Source organism: Nocardia sp. NBC_00416 (assembly GCF_036032445.1).
Classification (GTDB): Bacteria; Actinomycetota; Actinomycetes; order Mycobacteriales; family Mycobacteriaceae; genus Nocardia.
In genome coordinates this window covers 2,973,696-2,988,597 of record NZ_CP107932.1, presented here as the reverse complement: position 1 = coordinate 2,988,597, position 14,902 = coordinate 2,973,696, and the positions used below count along the sequence as shown (strand labels likewise).

At 68.6% G+C, this 14,902-nt stretch carries 13 protein-coding genes and 1 pseudogene; 11 read left to right on the top strand and 3 right to left on the bottom strand.

What is annotated here, in order from left to right; all coding sequences use genetic code 11:
• Nucleotides 1-6: 6 nt before the first annotated feature.
• Entirely contained in the window at nt 7-498 is a 492-nt protein-coding gene (locus OG804_RS12385) for a PH domain-containing protein (RefSeq protein ID WP_442941812.1), read from the top strand.
• A gap of 93 nt (nt 499-591) precedes the next feature.
• Here the strand turns inward: OG804_RS12385 and OG804_RS12380 are convergent, their stop codons facing one another.
• Nucleotides 592-1,167: a TetR/AcrR family transcriptional regulator gene (locus OG804_RS12380; RefSeq protein ID WP_328397022.1), complete on the bottom strand. Its 576-nt coding sequence runs from the start codon at nt 1,165-1,167 to the stop codon at nt 592-594.
• Nucleotides 1,168-1,263: 96 nt separating this feature from the next.
• Here OG804_RS12380 and OG804_RS12375 point away from each other — a divergent pair, with 96 nt between their 5' ends.
• Nucleotides 1,264-1,446 (top strand): hypothetical protein, encoded by a 183-nt coding sequence (locus OG804_RS12375; RefSeq protein ID WP_328397020.1) that lies wholly within the window; start codon nt 1,264-1,266, stop codon nt 1,444-1,446.
• A complete protein-coding gene (locus OG804_RS12370) occupies nt 1,443-2,261 on the top strand; it encodes an SGNH/GDSL hydrolase family protein (RefSeq protein WP_328397018.1) in 819 nt (272 codons plus the stop codon). The genes OG804_RS12375 and OG804_RS12370 overlap by 4 nt, the downstream gene beginning before the upstream one ends.
• 7 nt (nt 2,262-2,268) lie before the next feature.
• Here the strand turns inward: OG804_RS12370 and OG804_RS12365 are convergent, their stop codons facing one another.
• Nucleotides 2,269-4,221, bottom strand: a complete 1,953-nt coding sequence (locus OG804_RS12365) for a gamma-glutamyltransferase family protein (protein ID WP_328397016.1) — start codon at nt 4,219-4,221, stop codon at nt 2,269-2,271.
• Nucleotides 4,222-4,328: 107 nt separating this feature from the next.
• On the opposite strand from OG804_RS12365, the gene uvrC reads away from it, so the two are divergent.
• From uvrC to tpiA, 7 genes are all read left to right on the top strand, one after another.
• Complete coding sequence (gene uvrC / locus OG804_RS12360; RefSeq protein ID WP_328397014.1) at nt 4,329-6,386, top strand: excinuclease ABC subunit UvrC; 2,058 nt, start codon at nt 4,329-4,331, stop codon at nt 6,384-6,386.
• Between the two features lie 159 nt (nt 6,387-6,545).
• Entirely contained in the window at nt 6,546-7,490 is a 945-nt protein-coding gene (rapZ, locus tag OG804_RS12355) for an RNase adapter RapZ (RefSeq protein WP_328397012.1), read from the top strand.
• On the top strand, nt 7,487-8,563 hold the full coding sequence (locus tag OG804_RS12350) for a gluconeogenesis factor YvcK family protein (RefSeq protein WP_328397010.1): 1,077 nt from the start codon (nt 7,487-7,489) through the stop codon (nt 8,561-8,563). Before rapZ ends, OG804_RS12350 begins: the two co-directional genes overlap by 4 nt.
• Nucleotides 8,560-9,537 (top strand): DNA-binding protein WhiA, encoded by a 978-nt coding sequence (whiA, locus tag OG804_RS12345; protein WP_328398350.1) that lies wholly within the window; start codon nt 8,560-8,562, stop codon nt 9,535-9,537. The genes OG804_RS12350 and whiA overlap by 4 nt, the downstream gene beginning before the upstream one ends.
• A gap of 911 nt (nt 9,538-10,448) precedes the next feature.
• Complete coding sequence (gap, locus tag OG804_RS12340) at nt 10,449-11,468, top strand: type I glyceraldehyde-3-phosphate dehydrogenase (protein ID WP_328397009.1); 1,020 nt, start codon at nt 10,449-10,451, stop codon at nt 11,466-11,468.
• Nucleotides 11,469-11,475: 7 nt separating this feature from the next.
• Nucleotides 11,476-12,699 (top strand): phosphoglycerate kinase, encoded by a 1,224-nt coding sequence (locus OG804_RS12335; RefSeq protein ID WP_328397007.1) that lies wholly within the window; start codon nt 11,476-11,478, stop codon nt 12,697-12,699.
• Nucleotides 12,700-13,485: a triose-phosphate isomerase gene (tpiA, locus tag OG804_RS12330; RefSeq protein ID WP_328397005.1), complete on the top strand. Its 786-nt coding sequence runs from the start codon at nt 12,700-12,702 to the stop codon at nt 13,483-13,485.
• Nucleotides 13,486-13,566: 81 nt separating this feature from the next.
• On the opposite strand, the gene OG804_RS12325 is transcribed toward tpiA, so the two are convergent.
• On the bottom strand, nt 13,567-14,358 hold the full coding sequence (locus OG804_RS12325) for an META domain-containing protein (protein ID WP_328397003.1): 792 nt from the start codon (nt 14,356-14,358) through the stop codon (nt 13,567-13,569).
• Nucleotides 14,359-14,435: 77 nt separating this feature from the next.
• Between OG804_RS12325 and OG804_RS32340 the strand changes: the two are divergent.
• Nucleotides 14,436-14,889, top strand: a pseudogene (locus OG804_RS32340) (DUF1214 domain-containing protein).
• The last annotated feature ends 13 nt before the right edge of the window (nt 14,890-14,902 follow it).

Here is a 14,902-nt window from a genome sequence, read left to right as displayed (position 1 = left end):
GTGCCGGTGGCGCGTATCCGGCGGCGGGGCAATGCTCCCGGCGACTCGGCGGCCCCGGCCGAATGGGAACTCGAGGTGCGACCGCGTAGATCGCGCCGCACCTCGATGATCGTCGCAGCGGTCCTGCTGGTGGCCTTCGTCCTGTTCGGGCTGTTCCTGCGGGTCGACTACACCGGGGTGAACTTCCGGGCGGTGGATCAGTTCGCGATGGCCGCCATCGGCTTTTTCGGCGCCGCGGGGGTTCTGCTGCTCACCAGGCCCCGGGTGCGGGCCGGGCAACGGGGGGTCGTGGTGCGGAATGTGCTCGGCGACAACGAGTTCGATTGGCGGCATATTCGCGGGGTGTCGTTCCCGGACCACAAGGCCTGGGCTCGGCTGGAACTGGTGAACGACGATTACGTGCCGATGCTGGCCATCCGGTCCAACGACGGTGAGCACGCGGCGGCCGCGCTGGACCGGTTGCGCGAACTGGGCGCGAAGTACACCGCGGGGGACTGAACCCGGCGCGTAACGGGTGGCGGTGCGCATCGAGTACACGCCGCGGGCGCGCGATGGCAGTGCACGGATACGGCCCACTCGGGAAGGTGCGACTCACAGCAGTGGTGCGGCGAGCGTGCGGGTGAGATCCCGGGCGGTGGTGTGGTCGGCGGCGCTCGCACCGGGGCCGTGCGCGTAGTAACGCAGGAACGCTTCGTGGAAGCAGGCCCCGATCAGCAGGGACGCGACCGCGTGCGGGTTCGCCCCGGCGGCGATTCGGCCGAGCGCTTGTTCTGCCCGGAGGTAGGCCGCGACCACCGTGACCGCCTTGTCCGGGCCCCCGCCGAGCCGGTCCATCGCGACGCGATGTGCCGCCATCCGTTGCGGATCGGCCAGCAGCGCACCCAGCATGGGGATCGACTGCTGGTAGAAGTCGAGCGCCGCGTGGGCGAGTCCGGTCAGGTTGTCCTCGACGCTGCCCCGCCCCGGCTCGAGGTCGACCCGCGACAAACCGGGCAGCCGTTCCCGTAGCACGGCGAGCAGTAGCTGTTCCTTGTCGCCGAAGTGCTTGTACAGGGTCGGCTCCGAAACGCCCGTGGCCCGCGCGATCTCTTTGGTGGTGGCGTGGACGACGCCGCGCGTTCGCAGGATCTCGGCTGCCGCGTCGAGTATTCGCTCCCGTGTGTTCAAGCCCGTCCTCCTCGCCGGTGTGCTTGACACGTTAGTGAACACTAGCGCATTCTGTGGTTAGTGTTTACTAACCATTTTTGACCTGGAGGTTCGGCAATGCGTCTCAGCGTGTCAGGTGCGACCGGCGGTACCGGAGGGGGTGCGGCCCGCCGAGTAGCGGCCGCCGGCCGTCACGTCACCGCGGTGGTGTACGACCCGGCCGGGCTCACGACCCGGGAGCACCCTCGCCTGGAGGTCGTGACCGCCGTCGGTCACTCGGTCTCGGTGGTGTGCTCGTGAGGAAGCCGCGAAACATCAAGAAACAGGCCGCAATCGGGGTATCCCTGACCCTCGCCGGCCTCCTCGGTGCAGCCGGTCTGGTCGGCTATCTCACGTTCGTGCGGTCACCCGCCGATTCACCCGCACGGGCCTGCGGCGGCGATCGCCCCGCCGGGCCGGTGGTCGTCGCGGCCGGTGCCAGCATGACCGCCGGGACGCTCGGCGCGGACTGGGTGGGAGCGCTGCGGGCGCGGCAGGAGTTCGACCGATTCCGGTTCGTCAACGCGGGCGTCAACGGAAACACCAGTGCCGACCTGCTGGACCGGGTCGACACCGATGTAGTGGCCTGCCGTCCCGACGCGGTATTCGTCCTGATCGGCACCAACGACGTCCGCAACGGCGTCGCGGTCGACACCTATCGCGAAAACCTCGGCGCGATTGTGGACCGCGTCACCTCCGAGACCACCGCGCACGTCGCGCTGCTGTCGCTGCCGCCGCTCGGCGAGAACCTCGACGCCGAGGTCAATCACCGGCTGGCCGATTACAACCGGGTCATCGCCGATACCGCCGCCCGGGAAGGGGTCGACTACCTGCCGTTGCACGAACGCATCGCCGACCTCCTGGTGGCGCGCGGGAACCCCGGGGCGCGCTTCGGCTTCAACTTCCCACTGGCCTTCCGGGCGGCCGCCCAGCACTATCTGCTCCGGCGCAGCTGGGACGAAGTGGCCCACAGTCACGGCATGGATTTCTTCGTCGACCACATCCACCTGAGCGACCGCGGCGGCGGCGTCGTCACCGATCTGACCAGCCGGTGGCTGGGGACCATGCCGAGCTGACCGAATCTCACCGGGTATCGCCGAGTACCTCGCCCTCGCGGCGCGGATCGGCGCCGCCGATCCAGCCGTTGTCCCCGTCGCGGCCCAGTACGCTCAGCCCGCTGGTCTGCGGGGCGACCGAGACCTGGTGGCCCCGTTCCCGCAGCCCGGTGACCAGCGGGTCGTGGGCCCCGTCGTCACTCGCGTCGATGGCCGGATGTTCCCCGCCCACGCCCGTCACCGGTGTGTTCGCGGCGCCGAAGGTCGGCGCGGAGACCGCCTGCTGGGGGTCGAGCCCCCAATCCAGCATCCCGACAAGGGTTTTCACCACGAACTGGATGATCACCGACCCGCCGGGGGAGCCGACCACATGGGTGAGCGGGCCGCGTCCGGAATCGTCACCGCGCTCGAACACCAGGGTCGGGCTCATGGAACTGCGCGGCCGCTTACCCGGCTCGATCCGGTTGGCGACGGGCTTCCCGTCGGCGCCCACCGGATCGGCGGCGAAATCGGTGAGCTGATTGTTCAACAGGAATCCGTCGACCATATGGAAGGAGCCGAACGCCGATTCCACCGTGGTCGTCATCGCGGCGGCGTTTCCGTACGAGTCGACCACGGAGATATGGCTGGTGCCGTGCTCCGGGGTCTGCGGTCCGATGCCCACCGGGGCCTGCCCGAAATCGCCGGGCTGCGCAGTGCCCATGCTGCGGTGCGGATCGATCAGCTCTGCCCGCTTGTCCAGGTACTCCGGATTCACCAGGGTATCCGGTGAGTTACCCGGCAGCGGAACATAATCCGGGTCGGCGACGTACTTGTCCCGGTCGGCGTAGGCGAGCCGTTCGGCCTCGGCGATCAGATGCGCCGCCGCGGCCTGCGGGACACCGCCGTTGCGGTCCACGCGCGCGGGCGGCAGGGCGGGGAGATCGAAATTCTCGAGGATGCCGAGAGTGGCCGCCACCGCGATGCCGCCCGAAGAAGGCCCCGGCATCCCGCAGATCTCATGGGCCCGGTACCCCGTGCACAGCGGCGCCCGTTTCACCGCCCGATAGGAGTCCAGATCCGCGGCCTCCATCAGGCTCGGGGTGCGGCCGCCGCTGCGCGTGCCGGCCGCGGCCACGATGTCCTCGGCGATCGGGCCGGTATAGAACCCTTCGGCCCCCTCGGTGGCCACGGTGTTGAGGGTTTTCGACAGGGCAGGGTTGGTCAGCACCGTGCCCGCCGCCTTGGGCGAGCCGTCCGGATTCAGAAAATACTCGGCCGCGGCCGGATCCCGGGCCAGTTCGGCGGCGGAGTCCGCGATCTGCCCGGCCAGCCGGGGACTGATCTCGAAACCCCGGTCGGCCAGTGACACCGCGGAATCGAACAGCTCCCGCCACTGCACGTGGCCGTGTTCGGAATGGAGGAGATCCAGCATCCGGACCACGCCCGGCACACCGATGGAGCGTCCGCTGGCGCGGGTGTCGGGCAGCGGTTCGGTGCGGTCGGCATCGCTGACCCAGCGCAGATAGTTCTCCGTCGCCCGGGCCGGTGCGGTCTCCCGGCCGTCGTAGGCGTCCAGCGTCTCGTGTTCCGCGTCGTAATAGAGCAGGAACGCGCCGCCGCCCAGGCCCGACGCCTGCGGTTCGGTCAGCCCTAGCACGGTCTGGGCCGTGACCAGCGCGTCCGCCGCGGTCCCTCCGGCGCGCAGCACCTCGCAGGCGGCGCGGGTCGCGTGGGAGTTGGCGGTGGACACGGCATAGCCGCTGGTGTGCACGGCCGTCATCTCGCTGCGGTAGCCCGACGCGATCTCCGGGTTCGTCGCCAGATCCCGCGAGGTGGGGGCGGCCGAGCCGGCGCCCGGCGCGGCCGTGACGGGTGTGCCGTTCGGCACCGGGGTACACGGGCCCGCGGACCCGGTATCGTCCGAACATCCGCTGAGCGAGCCTGCCAGAAGCAGCGCCGTCACCGCCAGCACGTACCGAATCCGTTGTATCGGGCGCATATTCGAACTCTAGCGGGAGACGGCGACAGCGGCTGCCGAACTCGCCGGGGGAAGGGCCCGCCCGACCGGCGGCGGAGTCTGTCCGAGGGCGCTACTACGCTGGATATGTGGCAGATCCCGCGACGTACCGGCCGCAGCCCGGCACAATTCCGCTCGAACCCGGTGTCTACAAGTTCCGGGACTCGTACGGCCGGGTCATCTACGTCGGTAAGGCGAAAAGCCTGCGCAATCGCCTCAACTCGTATTTCGCCGATATCGCCGCACTGCATCCGCGGACCCGTCAGATGGTCACCACCGCCGCGAGCGTCGAATGGACCGTGGTGTCCACCGAGGTGGAAGCTCTGCAACTGGAGTACAACTGGATCAAGGAATTCGACCCTCGCTTCAACGTCCGCTATCGGGACGACAAGTCCTATCCCGTGCTGGCGGTCACTCTGAACGAGGAGTATCCGCGGCTGTTCGTCTATCGGGGAGCCCGGAAGAAGGGGGTCCGCTATTTCGGCCCCTACGCCCACGCCTGGGCCATCCGAGAGACCCTCGATCTGCTGCTCCGGGTCTTTCCCGCCCGCACCTGCTCGGCCGGGGTCTTCAAACGGCACAACCAGATGGGCCGGCCCTGCCTGCTCGGCTATATCGACAAATGCTCGGCCCCGTGCGTGGGCCGGGTCTCCGCGGCCGAGCACCGGCAGATCGTCGACGATTTCTGTGACTTCCTCGCCGGGCGCACCGATCGAATGGTGAAGGATCTGGAGCGCCGGATGCAGGCCGCCGCCGCGGACCTCGACTTCGAAACCGCCGCCCGGCTCCGCGACGATGCCCAGGCGCTGCGCCGGGCGCTGGAGAAGCAGGCTGTCGTACTGGGCGACGGCACCGACGCCGATGTCATCGCCTTCGCCGGGGACGACCTCGAGGTGGCGGTGCAGATCTTCCATGTGCGCGACGGCCGGGTGCGCGGCCAGCGCGGCTGGGTGGTGGACAAATCCGGCGACGCCGCCGATATCCCGGAAGCAGGCGGTGAGCTGGCCGCGCTGGTGGAACAGTTCCTCACGCAGTTCTACGGGGAGCAGGCCGCGATGGCCGCGCAGACCGCCGGGGAACAACCCACGGCCGTGGTGCCGCGGGAGGTGCTGGTGCCGGAGCTGCCCGCCGATGTCGATGAGCTCCAGCGCTGGCTGTCGACGATGCGCGGCGGCACCGTGCGACTGCGGGTGCCGCAGCGCGGCGACAAGAAGGCGCTCGCCGAAACCGTCGAACGCAACGCCAAGGAGGCGCTCGCGCAGCACAAACTCCGCCGCGCCGGTGACCTGACCTCACGTTCGGTGGCACTGCAGGACATCCAGGACGCCCTGGACCTGGACACCGCCCCGCTGCGGATCGAATGTGTGGACATCAGCCATGTACAGGGCACCGACGTGGTGGCATCGCTGGTGGTGTTCGAGGACGGGTTGCCCAAGAAATCCGACTACCGGCACTACGCGATCCGGGAAGCCGCCGGGGACGGGCGCTCCGACGATGTCGCGAGTATCGCAGAGGTGACCAGACGCCGGTTCGCGCGGTTGCGCCGGGAACGCGACGCCGTCGAAGCGGCCGATCTCGCGGGAACCGAGCCGGAGTTCACCGCACCAGCGGTGGACAGCGGCGCCGGCCCGGTGGTCGAGGACGAATCGGAGGTGGAGATCGTCACCCGACCCGGAATCGACCCGAAGACCGGCCGGCCGCGCAAGTTCGCCTACCCGCCGAATCTGTACGTGGTCGACGGCGGGGCCCCGCAGGTGGCGGCCGCGGCGGAGGTGCTCGAGGAGTACGGGATCACCGATATCGCCGTCGTGGGCCTGGCGAAACGCCTGGAAGAGGTGTGGGTCCCCGGCGAACCCGACCCGGTGGTGCTGCCCCGCACCAGTGAGGCCCTCTACCTGTTGCAGCGGGTACGTGACGAGGCGCACCGGTTCGCCATCACCTTCCACCGCAGCAAACGGTCGCGCCGCATGACGGCCTCCGCACTGGATTCGGTCCGCGGTCTCGGCGAGACGCGACGCACCGCGCTGGTCACCCATTTCGGTTCGGTGGCACGGTTGAAGGAGGCCACCGTCGAGGAGATCACCGAGGTCCCCGGTATCGGCCGCGCGACCGCGGAGGCCGTGCTGGCCGCATTGCAGCAGCGATAGCCTCCGGCGCGGCGCTCGGCGCAACTGCACGGTGACCGGCGCCGGTCACGTACGTTTGTTTCTGCACCCTGTGTGTTTCTGCACCCGCGCGGCAGGAACCGGGGTGCGGAATTGGACCTGTGTGACCGAAACGCATTCCCGAACAGATCCGGGTGGTAGATGACTCGCGTCGAATCGAACAAGAGTACGAAAGTGGAACCGGGCTCGGGCACCCCGGTCGAGGTCGTGATGGTGACCGGCCTGTCCGGCGCGGGTCGCGGGACGGCCGCGCGGGTCCTGGAGGATCTGGGTTGGTACGTCACCGATAATCTGCCGCCCGAGCTGATCGCCCGCATGGTGGAACTCGGGTCGTCGGCGGATCCGCCCATCCGGCGGCTCGCGATCGTCATGGATGTCCGGAGCCGGTTCTTCACCGGCGACCTGCCCGCGGTCACCGAAACGCTGCGGGCCCGCGGGGTCCCCACCCGGATCCTGTTCCTGGAGGCCTCCGACGATGTGCTGATCCGCCGTTTCGGTTTCGCCCGGCGGCGCCACCCGCTGCAGAACGACAGCGCCGACGGGACCCTGTCCGCGGGCATCGCCGCCGAACGGCTCCGGCTCGCGGGGGTGAAAGCCGCGGCGGATGTGGTCATCGACACCACCGAGCTCTCGATCCACCAGTTGCACCGGAAACTGGAGGAGGTCTACGGCGGCGGCACGCCAGCGGCACTGCAGTTGACCGTTCAATCCTTCGGATTCAAGTACGGTGTCCCGCTGGACGCGGACATGGTGCTGGATGTGCGTTTCCTGCCCAATCCGCATTGGGTACCTGAACTTCGGCAGCACACCGGTCAGGAAGAAGTGGTCAGCGACTATGTGCTGTCGCGTCCGGGCGCCGAGGACTATCTGCGGACCTGCGACCACCTGATCGAACTGACCACCCAGGGTTACCGCCAAGAGGGGAAGCGCTACATGACGGTCGCAGTCGGCTGCACCGGAGGCAGACATCGCAGCGTCGCGATCGCCGAGGCACTCGGCCAACTCACCGGCGGCCGGATCGATACCGGCGCCGACGGTCCGGTGGACGCGGTGCGGGTACTGCACCGGGATCTGGGGCGTGAATGAGGAACACCGATACCGGCCACCCCGACGACTCCACCGGCCCCCGCGGTCCCGCGGTGGTCGCACTCGGCGGAGGGCACGGCTTGTACGCCACTCTCACCGCGGTACGCCGGATCACGCGCCGGATCAGCGCGGTGGTGACGGTCGCCGACGACGGCGGATCCTCCGGCCGGTTACGCGCCGAACTGGGCGTGCCGCCGCCCGGCGATCTGCGGATGGCGCTCGCGGCGCTGGCCGCCGACGCCGACGGGGTGCTCACCCGGACCGTGCAACACCGGTTCGGCGGCACCGGCGCGCTGGCCGGGCACTCCGTGGGCAACCTGCTGCTGGCCGGGCTCACCGAAGTGCTCGGCGACCCGGTGGCCGCACTCGACCAGGTGGGCGCGATGCTCGGGGTCGGCGGCCGAGTTCTGCCCATGTCGACGATCCCGTTGGATATCGAAGCCGACGTCTCCGGGCTGGAGGCCGATCCCCGGGTGAGCCGCTGCATCCGCGGCCAGGTGGCGGTGGCCACGACTCCCGGTCAGGTACGCCGGGTCCGGTTGCTGCCGGCCGATCCGCCGTCCTGCCCCGAGTCGACCGCGGCGATCGACGACGCGGACGCGGTGATCCTCGGCCCGGGTTCGTGGTTCACCAGCGTCATCCCGCATCTGCTGGTGCCCGGCCTCCACGACGCGCTGGTCCGGACGCGGGCGCGTAAGGTGCTGATCCTGAACCTCGCCGCGCAGCCCGGTGAGACGGCGGGTTTCTCCGCCGAACGGCATCTGCATGTATTGTCCCAGCACGCACCGGATTTCGCGGTCGACGAGGTTCTGGTCGATTCCGGGAGCGTGCCCGAGGGGCGAGAGCGTGAACACGTTGCCAGGGCTGCCGGGCAATTGCGGGCGCGAGTAGTGTTTTCCGATGTCGCCGACGCGGGAACGGACCGGCACGACCCCGGAAAGCTCGCCGCCGCACTGGATCAACTGATCCACGAGCCTCGGCCGCAGTTGCCGGGGCTTCGAGTCGAGGGACGGCACATGGGTCAGGATGTGCGGTCCGGGTTGGGTGGAAAGGAGCACGTCTCGTGGCGATGACAGCCGAAGTGAAAGACGAGCTGAGCCGGCTCGCCGTAACACAGGTGAGTGCGCGCAAAGCCGAACTGTCCGCCCTGCTGCGTTTCGCCGGCGGCCTCCATATCGTCGGTGGGCGGGTGATCGTCGAAGCCGAGGTCGATATGGGTTCCATCGCCCGGCGGCTACGGCGGGAGATCTTCGAACTCTATGGATACGGGTCCGATGTGCACGTACTGAGTGCCGGCGGCCTGCGTAAATCCTCGCGGTACGTGGTCCGGGTGGCGAAAGAGGGCGAGGCCCTCGCCCGCCAGACCGGGCTGCTGGACGTGCGCGGGCGCCCGGTGCGCGGACTGCCCGCCCAGGTCGTCGGCGGCACCGTCGCCGACGCGGAAGCCGCCTGGCGCGGCGCCTTCCTGGCACACGGGTCGCTCACCGAACCCGGCCGTTCCTCGGCGCTCGAGGTGAGTTGCCCCGGCCCGGAAGCCGCGCTGGCGCTGGTGGGCGCGGCGCGGCGGCTGGGAATATCGGCGAAGGCCCGGGAAGTGCGCGGCACCGATCGAGTGGTGGTGCGCGACGGCGAGGCCATCGGCGCCCTGCTCACCCGGATGGGCGCCCAGGACACCCGGCTCACCTGGGAAGAACGGCGGATGCGCCGCGAAGTGCGCGCCACCGCCAACCGGCTCGCCAACTTCGACGACGCCAACCTGCGCCGATCCGCTCGCGCCGCCGTCGCGGCCGCGGCCCGGGTGGAACGGGCGCTGGAACTGCTCGGCGAGGACGTGCCCGACCATTTGGCGGCGGCGGGCAAACTCCGGGTCGAACACCGGCAGGCGTCGCTGGAAGAGCTCGGCCAGCTGGCCGACCCACCGATGACCAAGGACGCGGTGGCCGGGCGGATCCGCCGGTTGCTCTCGATGGCCGATCGGCGGGCGAAAGAACTGGGCGTACCGGATACGGAGTCGGCCGTCACGGCGGAACTGCTGGACGACGCGTGAGCTGACCGGCGCCTGCCGGGTCGCGGTGGTCGTCCGGTCGGATAAAGCCTGGTGTCAGGTCGGCGCCGGTGCGTTATCCGGCAGGGTCGGCAGTCGCGTTGCGGTCCGGCTTGTGCTGGTCAACGGCTGGCTTGTGAAGGTGAGTGGTGGGCTGGCTTGTGAAGGTGAGTGGTGGGCTCACACGTCAAGGCGAGAAGTGGGCTCACCCCCGAGGCGAGGAGATGAACCCGCTCGCGAAGACGAGGAGCGGGCTCACACGTCAACGCGAGGGGTGAGCCCGCTCGTGAAGGTCTGTGTTTATTGGCGCCGCCTGCGGCGTCGCGGGGTTGAGGCCCCCTTGGTCCCGGCGTTCAGCCCTCGAGACTCGAGGCTTCGCCTCATGCGCTTTCGAGGGCTGAACGCCGGGACGGGCCTCAACCCATTAAGTGCCTCGCTGGACTCGGCGCCACCCGGTTGCGTCGCAGACGGACCTTCCGGACCATCGCGGACCCGTCCGTACAGGCAGACCTTGTTGCCGAGCCTGCTGCCCGAGGGGCCACACGGCCCGCCAGGCTCCCAGCACTCTGGTCCGTACAGGGCAGACCTTGCCGCCGGTCCTGTGCCCGAGGGGCTACACAGCGCGGGGGCTCAGCACGCTTGCCCGCACGGGCACACCCTCGAATGGTCTCCCCATCGCGAACGGTCGCACCCTCGCTGTGCCGAGTTCAGCGCGGGCGCTGAACAGCAGGCCCTCGGGGGCCGCGACCCGCGCGCCGGAGGCGCGCCGATGGACACAGCAAACCCGCGCCGCCGCGGGCGGCGCCAAAACACGGTTCTCACCAAGACAAGGTGCCTGTCGGAGAGGTGATGGGAAGGCATTAGTGTGAGTGGGGCATCGGAATGATCCGCTTGACAGCTGAGGAGCGATAAACGTGACTGTCCGGGTAGGTATCAACGGCTTCGGTCGTATCGGACGTAACTTCTTCCGGGCGGTGGAGGCGCAGAAGGCGCTCGGCACCACCGATATCGAGATCGTGGCGGTCAACGACCTCACCGACAACGCGACCCTCGCCACACTGCTGAAGTACGACTCGATCCTGGGCCGGCTGCCCCAGGATGTGTCGCTCGACGGTGAGGACACCATCGTGGTCGGCGATCAGCGCATCAAGGCGCTGGCCATCAAGGAGGGCCCGGCGGCGCTGCCGTGGGGCGATCTTGGTGTGGACGTCGTGGTCGAGTCCACCGGTATCTTCACCGACGCGACCAAGGCGAAGGGGCATCTGGCCGCCGGCGCCAAGAAGGTCATCATCTCCGCGCCCGCCAAGGGCGAGGACATCACCATTGTGATGGGTGTCAACGACGACAAGTACGACGGCAGTCAGAACATCATCTCCAACGCGTCGTGCACCACGAACTGCCTCGGTCCGCTGGCGAAGGTGCTGCACGACGAGTTCGGCATCGTCAAAGGCCTGATGACCACCATTCACGCCTACACGCAGGATCAGAACCTGCAGGACGGTCCGCACAAGGATCTGCGCCGTGCGCGCGCCGCCGCGGTGAACATCGTGCCGACCAGCACCGGCGCGGCCAAGGCCATCGGCCTGGTGCTGCCGGAGCTCAACGGCAAACTGGACGGCTATTCCCTGCGGGTGCCGATTCCCACCGGCTCGATCACCGACCTGACCGCCGATCTCGCGAAGAAGGCGACTGTCGAGGAGATCAACGCGGCGTTCAAGGCGGCCGCCGAAGGCCCGCTGAAGGGCATTCTGAAGTACAGCGTGGACCCGATCGTGTCCAGCGATATCGTGACCGACCCGCACTCGTCGATTTTCGACGCGCCGCTGACCAAGGTCATCGACGACCAGGTGAAGGTCTACTCCTGGTACGACAACGAGTGGGGCTACTCCAACCGCCTCGCCGACCTCATCGGCCTCGTCGGCAAGTCGCTGTAGGACCGGCGTGACTGTCAAAACTCTGGAAGATCTCCTCGCCGAGGGCGTCGAGGGCCGCGGCGTATTGGTGCGTTCGGACCTCAACGTCCCTCTCGACAACGGGCAGATCACCGATCCGGGCCGCATCATCGCGTCGGTCCCGACCATCCGCGCGCTGGTCGAGGCCGGCGCCAAGGTGGTCGTCACCGCGCATCTGGGCCGCCCGAAGGGCGCACCCGATCCGGCGCTGTCGCTGGCCCCGGTGGCCACCCGGCTGGCCGCCGAGCTGGGGCGCAATGTGCAGCTCGCCGGTGATGTGGTGGGTCAGGACGCGCTGGCGCGGTCCGAGGGCCTCACCGACGGCGATGTGCTGCTGTTGGAGAACATCCGCTTCGATCCGCGCGAGACCAGCAAAGACGACGGCGATCGCGCGAAATTGGCTGCCGCGCTGGTGGAGCTGGTCGGCGATGACGGCGCATTCGTCTCCGACGGGTTCGGTGTGGTGCATCGCAAGCAGGCGTCGGTATACGACGTGGCGAAGGTGCTGCCGCACTACGCGGGTCGGCTGGTGGCCGCCGAGGCCGACGTACTGGCCAAGCTCACCGAATCCACCGATCGCCCGTATGCGGTGGTGCTCGGCGGATCGAAGGTGTCGGACAAACTGGCCGTGATCGAGGCGCTGGCCCCCAAGGTCGACACCCTGGTCATCGGCGGCGGTATGTGTTTCACCTTCCTCGCCGCGCAGGGGCTGTCGGTCGGGTCCTCGCTGTTGCAGGAGGAGATGATCGATACCTGTAAGGGCCTGCTGGATCGCTACGCCGATGTCATCCATCTGCCGCGCGATATCGTCGTCGCCGACTCCTTCTCCGCCGACGCGGAGTCGAAGACCGTGCCGTGCCACGAGATTCCGGACGGCTGGATGGGTCTGGACATCGGTCCCGATTCGGTGCAGCGTTTCGCGGCGCTGCTCACCGAGGCGCGCACCGTGTTCTGGAACGGCCCGATGGGTGTGTTCGAGTTCGAGCAGTTCGCGGCCGGTACCCGCGGCGTGGCCGAGGCCATCGCCACGGCCACCGGTAAGGGCGCGTTCACCGTGGTCGGTGGCGGCGATTCCGCCGCCGCCGTGCGTGCGCTGGGTATTCCGGACGGCGATTTCTCGCATATCTCCACCGGCGGCGGCGCTTCGCTGGAATACCTGGAGGGCAAGACGCTGCCCGGTATCAGCGTGCTCGAAGACGCGGAGGATGCGTAGATGGCCCGGAAACCGCTGATCGCGGGCAACTGGAAGATGAACCTCAACTATCTCGAGGCCATCGCCCTGGTGCAGAAGATCGCGTTCGCGTTGCCCGACAAATACTTCGACAAGGTCGATGTCACGGTGGTTCCGCCGTTCGTGGACCTGCGCAGCGTGCAGACGCTGGTCGAAGGCGACAAACTGCGGATCACCTACGGTGCGCAGGATGTCTCGGTGCACGAATCGGGCGCCTACACCGGTGAGGTCAGCGCGGCGATGCTGGCGAAGCTGCGTTGCGCGTTCGCGGTGGTCGGCCATTCCGAGCGCCGCCAGTACCACAACGAGGACGACGCGACGGTGCTCGCCAAGGCGAAGCAGGCGCTGAAGCACGAGATCACGCCGATCGTCTGCATCGGTGAGGGTCTCAATGTGCGTGAGGCGGGCACCCATGTCGAGTACAACCTGGAGCAGTTGCGGGGTTCGCTGAAGGGGCTGTCGGCCGAACAGATCTCGAAGGTCGTCATCGCCTACGAACCCGTGTGGGCGATCGGTACCGGGAAGGTCGCGACCCCGGCCGACGCTCAGGAAGTCTGCGGCGCCATCCGGGCCGAGCTGGCGCGGCTGGCGAGCCCGGAGGTCGCCGAGACCGTTCGAGTGCTCTACGGCGGGTCGGTGAACGCCAAGAACATCGGTGAGCTGATCAAGCAGACCGATATCGACGGCGCGCTCGTGGGCGGCGCTTCGCTCAAGGGCGACGAGTTCGCCATACTGTCCGCTATCGCGGCGGGTGGGCCACTGCCCTGATCGGATGACACACCTGACGCGGCCCGCCGGTTTCCGACCGGCGGGCCGCGTTGTTCCGGTGGGACTGCTGTGCTCGTGGGACTACTGGGCGCGCAGGATCAGGCCGTGACCGTTGGGGTTGCGCAGGGTGAGGGTGTCGGCGTCGACCGTCGCCTGGGCGGTGCCGTCGAGCGCGGCCAGGACCGCCTGCTCGACCTCCATGACCTCCGGTCCGCACATCATGCGGGTGGTGGCCACCGAGAACGCGATATCGGCCCCGGCCGGGGTCTCGGTGACGTCCGCGTGCCCGGTCATCCGGTTGCAGCCGGCGAAACCGGTGAGGCCGCCGTCTTCGGCGATAGTGAGGGTGGGTCGCACCTGTTCGATGGTCTGCGACCGGACCTCGGCGTCCGGTGTCAGCAGGGTGGTGACGACCCATTCGGTGCCGCGGATCGGGCGGTCGGGTTGGACGACCTTCTTATCGGCCAGCGTCACCGTCGTCTCCTTCCCCGTCAGCGTCAGCTGGTCCTGGTCCAGTTGCCACGCCGGCGCCGCGCGCAACAGTGCGCCGATCCAGGCGTCCGAACCCGACCGATCACCGGGGCAGCCCATGAGGGTGCTCGCCAGACCGGAGACCCGCAGGACGTGATCGCCGAGCTCGACCGTGCCGCTGTGGGTATTGCAGCCCGCGTCGGCCGAGATCCGGTTGTCGTTGAAGGTGAGGGTGAGGGGGCCGCCGCCCGGTATCGGCGCTCCCGCCACCCCGGTCGAGATGTAGGTGTGCCCCATGGGGGTCGCTCCGGATGCGTCGGGAGCGGAGTCGGTCGAGCAGGCCGTGGCGGCGAGCAGGATCAGCGACAGCGCCACCCCGGATCGGATCGGTAGTCCCGGCATAGCCGCGATCGTACCTTTCGGATCATCGGTTTCCGGGTCGCCGGCAGGCCGGACGGCGGCGGTAACCGCTGGTCTCGTTGTCAGGGTGCGTAGCGGGATGTGGTGGGAGCGCCTGCTGGTATCCGGGTGGCGGCGATTGGTTCGGATCGGCGTTTCGGGACCGTCCGGACATCCGCGGCTCCAGTAGTCGGCGCCTGAACGGCGACCACGACTACACGATCACCTTCCTCGCCGGACAGACACCGCCGGTGAACGGCTTCTGGTCGCTGACGCTGTACAACCCCCAGCACTTCTTCGCCCCCAATGACCTCGGCCGCTTACTCATTGGGCACCAAGAACAGAACCATGAACTTCGCCGCCGACGGCTCCCTGACCCTCCATATCCGACACACCTCCCCGGGAGTCGGACACGAACCCAACTGGCTACCGGCGCCACCTGGCGAATTCGAACTGACCATCCGCACCTACTGGCCCCAACTCGAAGTCAACACCGGAGACTGGACACCCCCACCCGTCCACACACGCATGTAGGACCGGCGAGGCG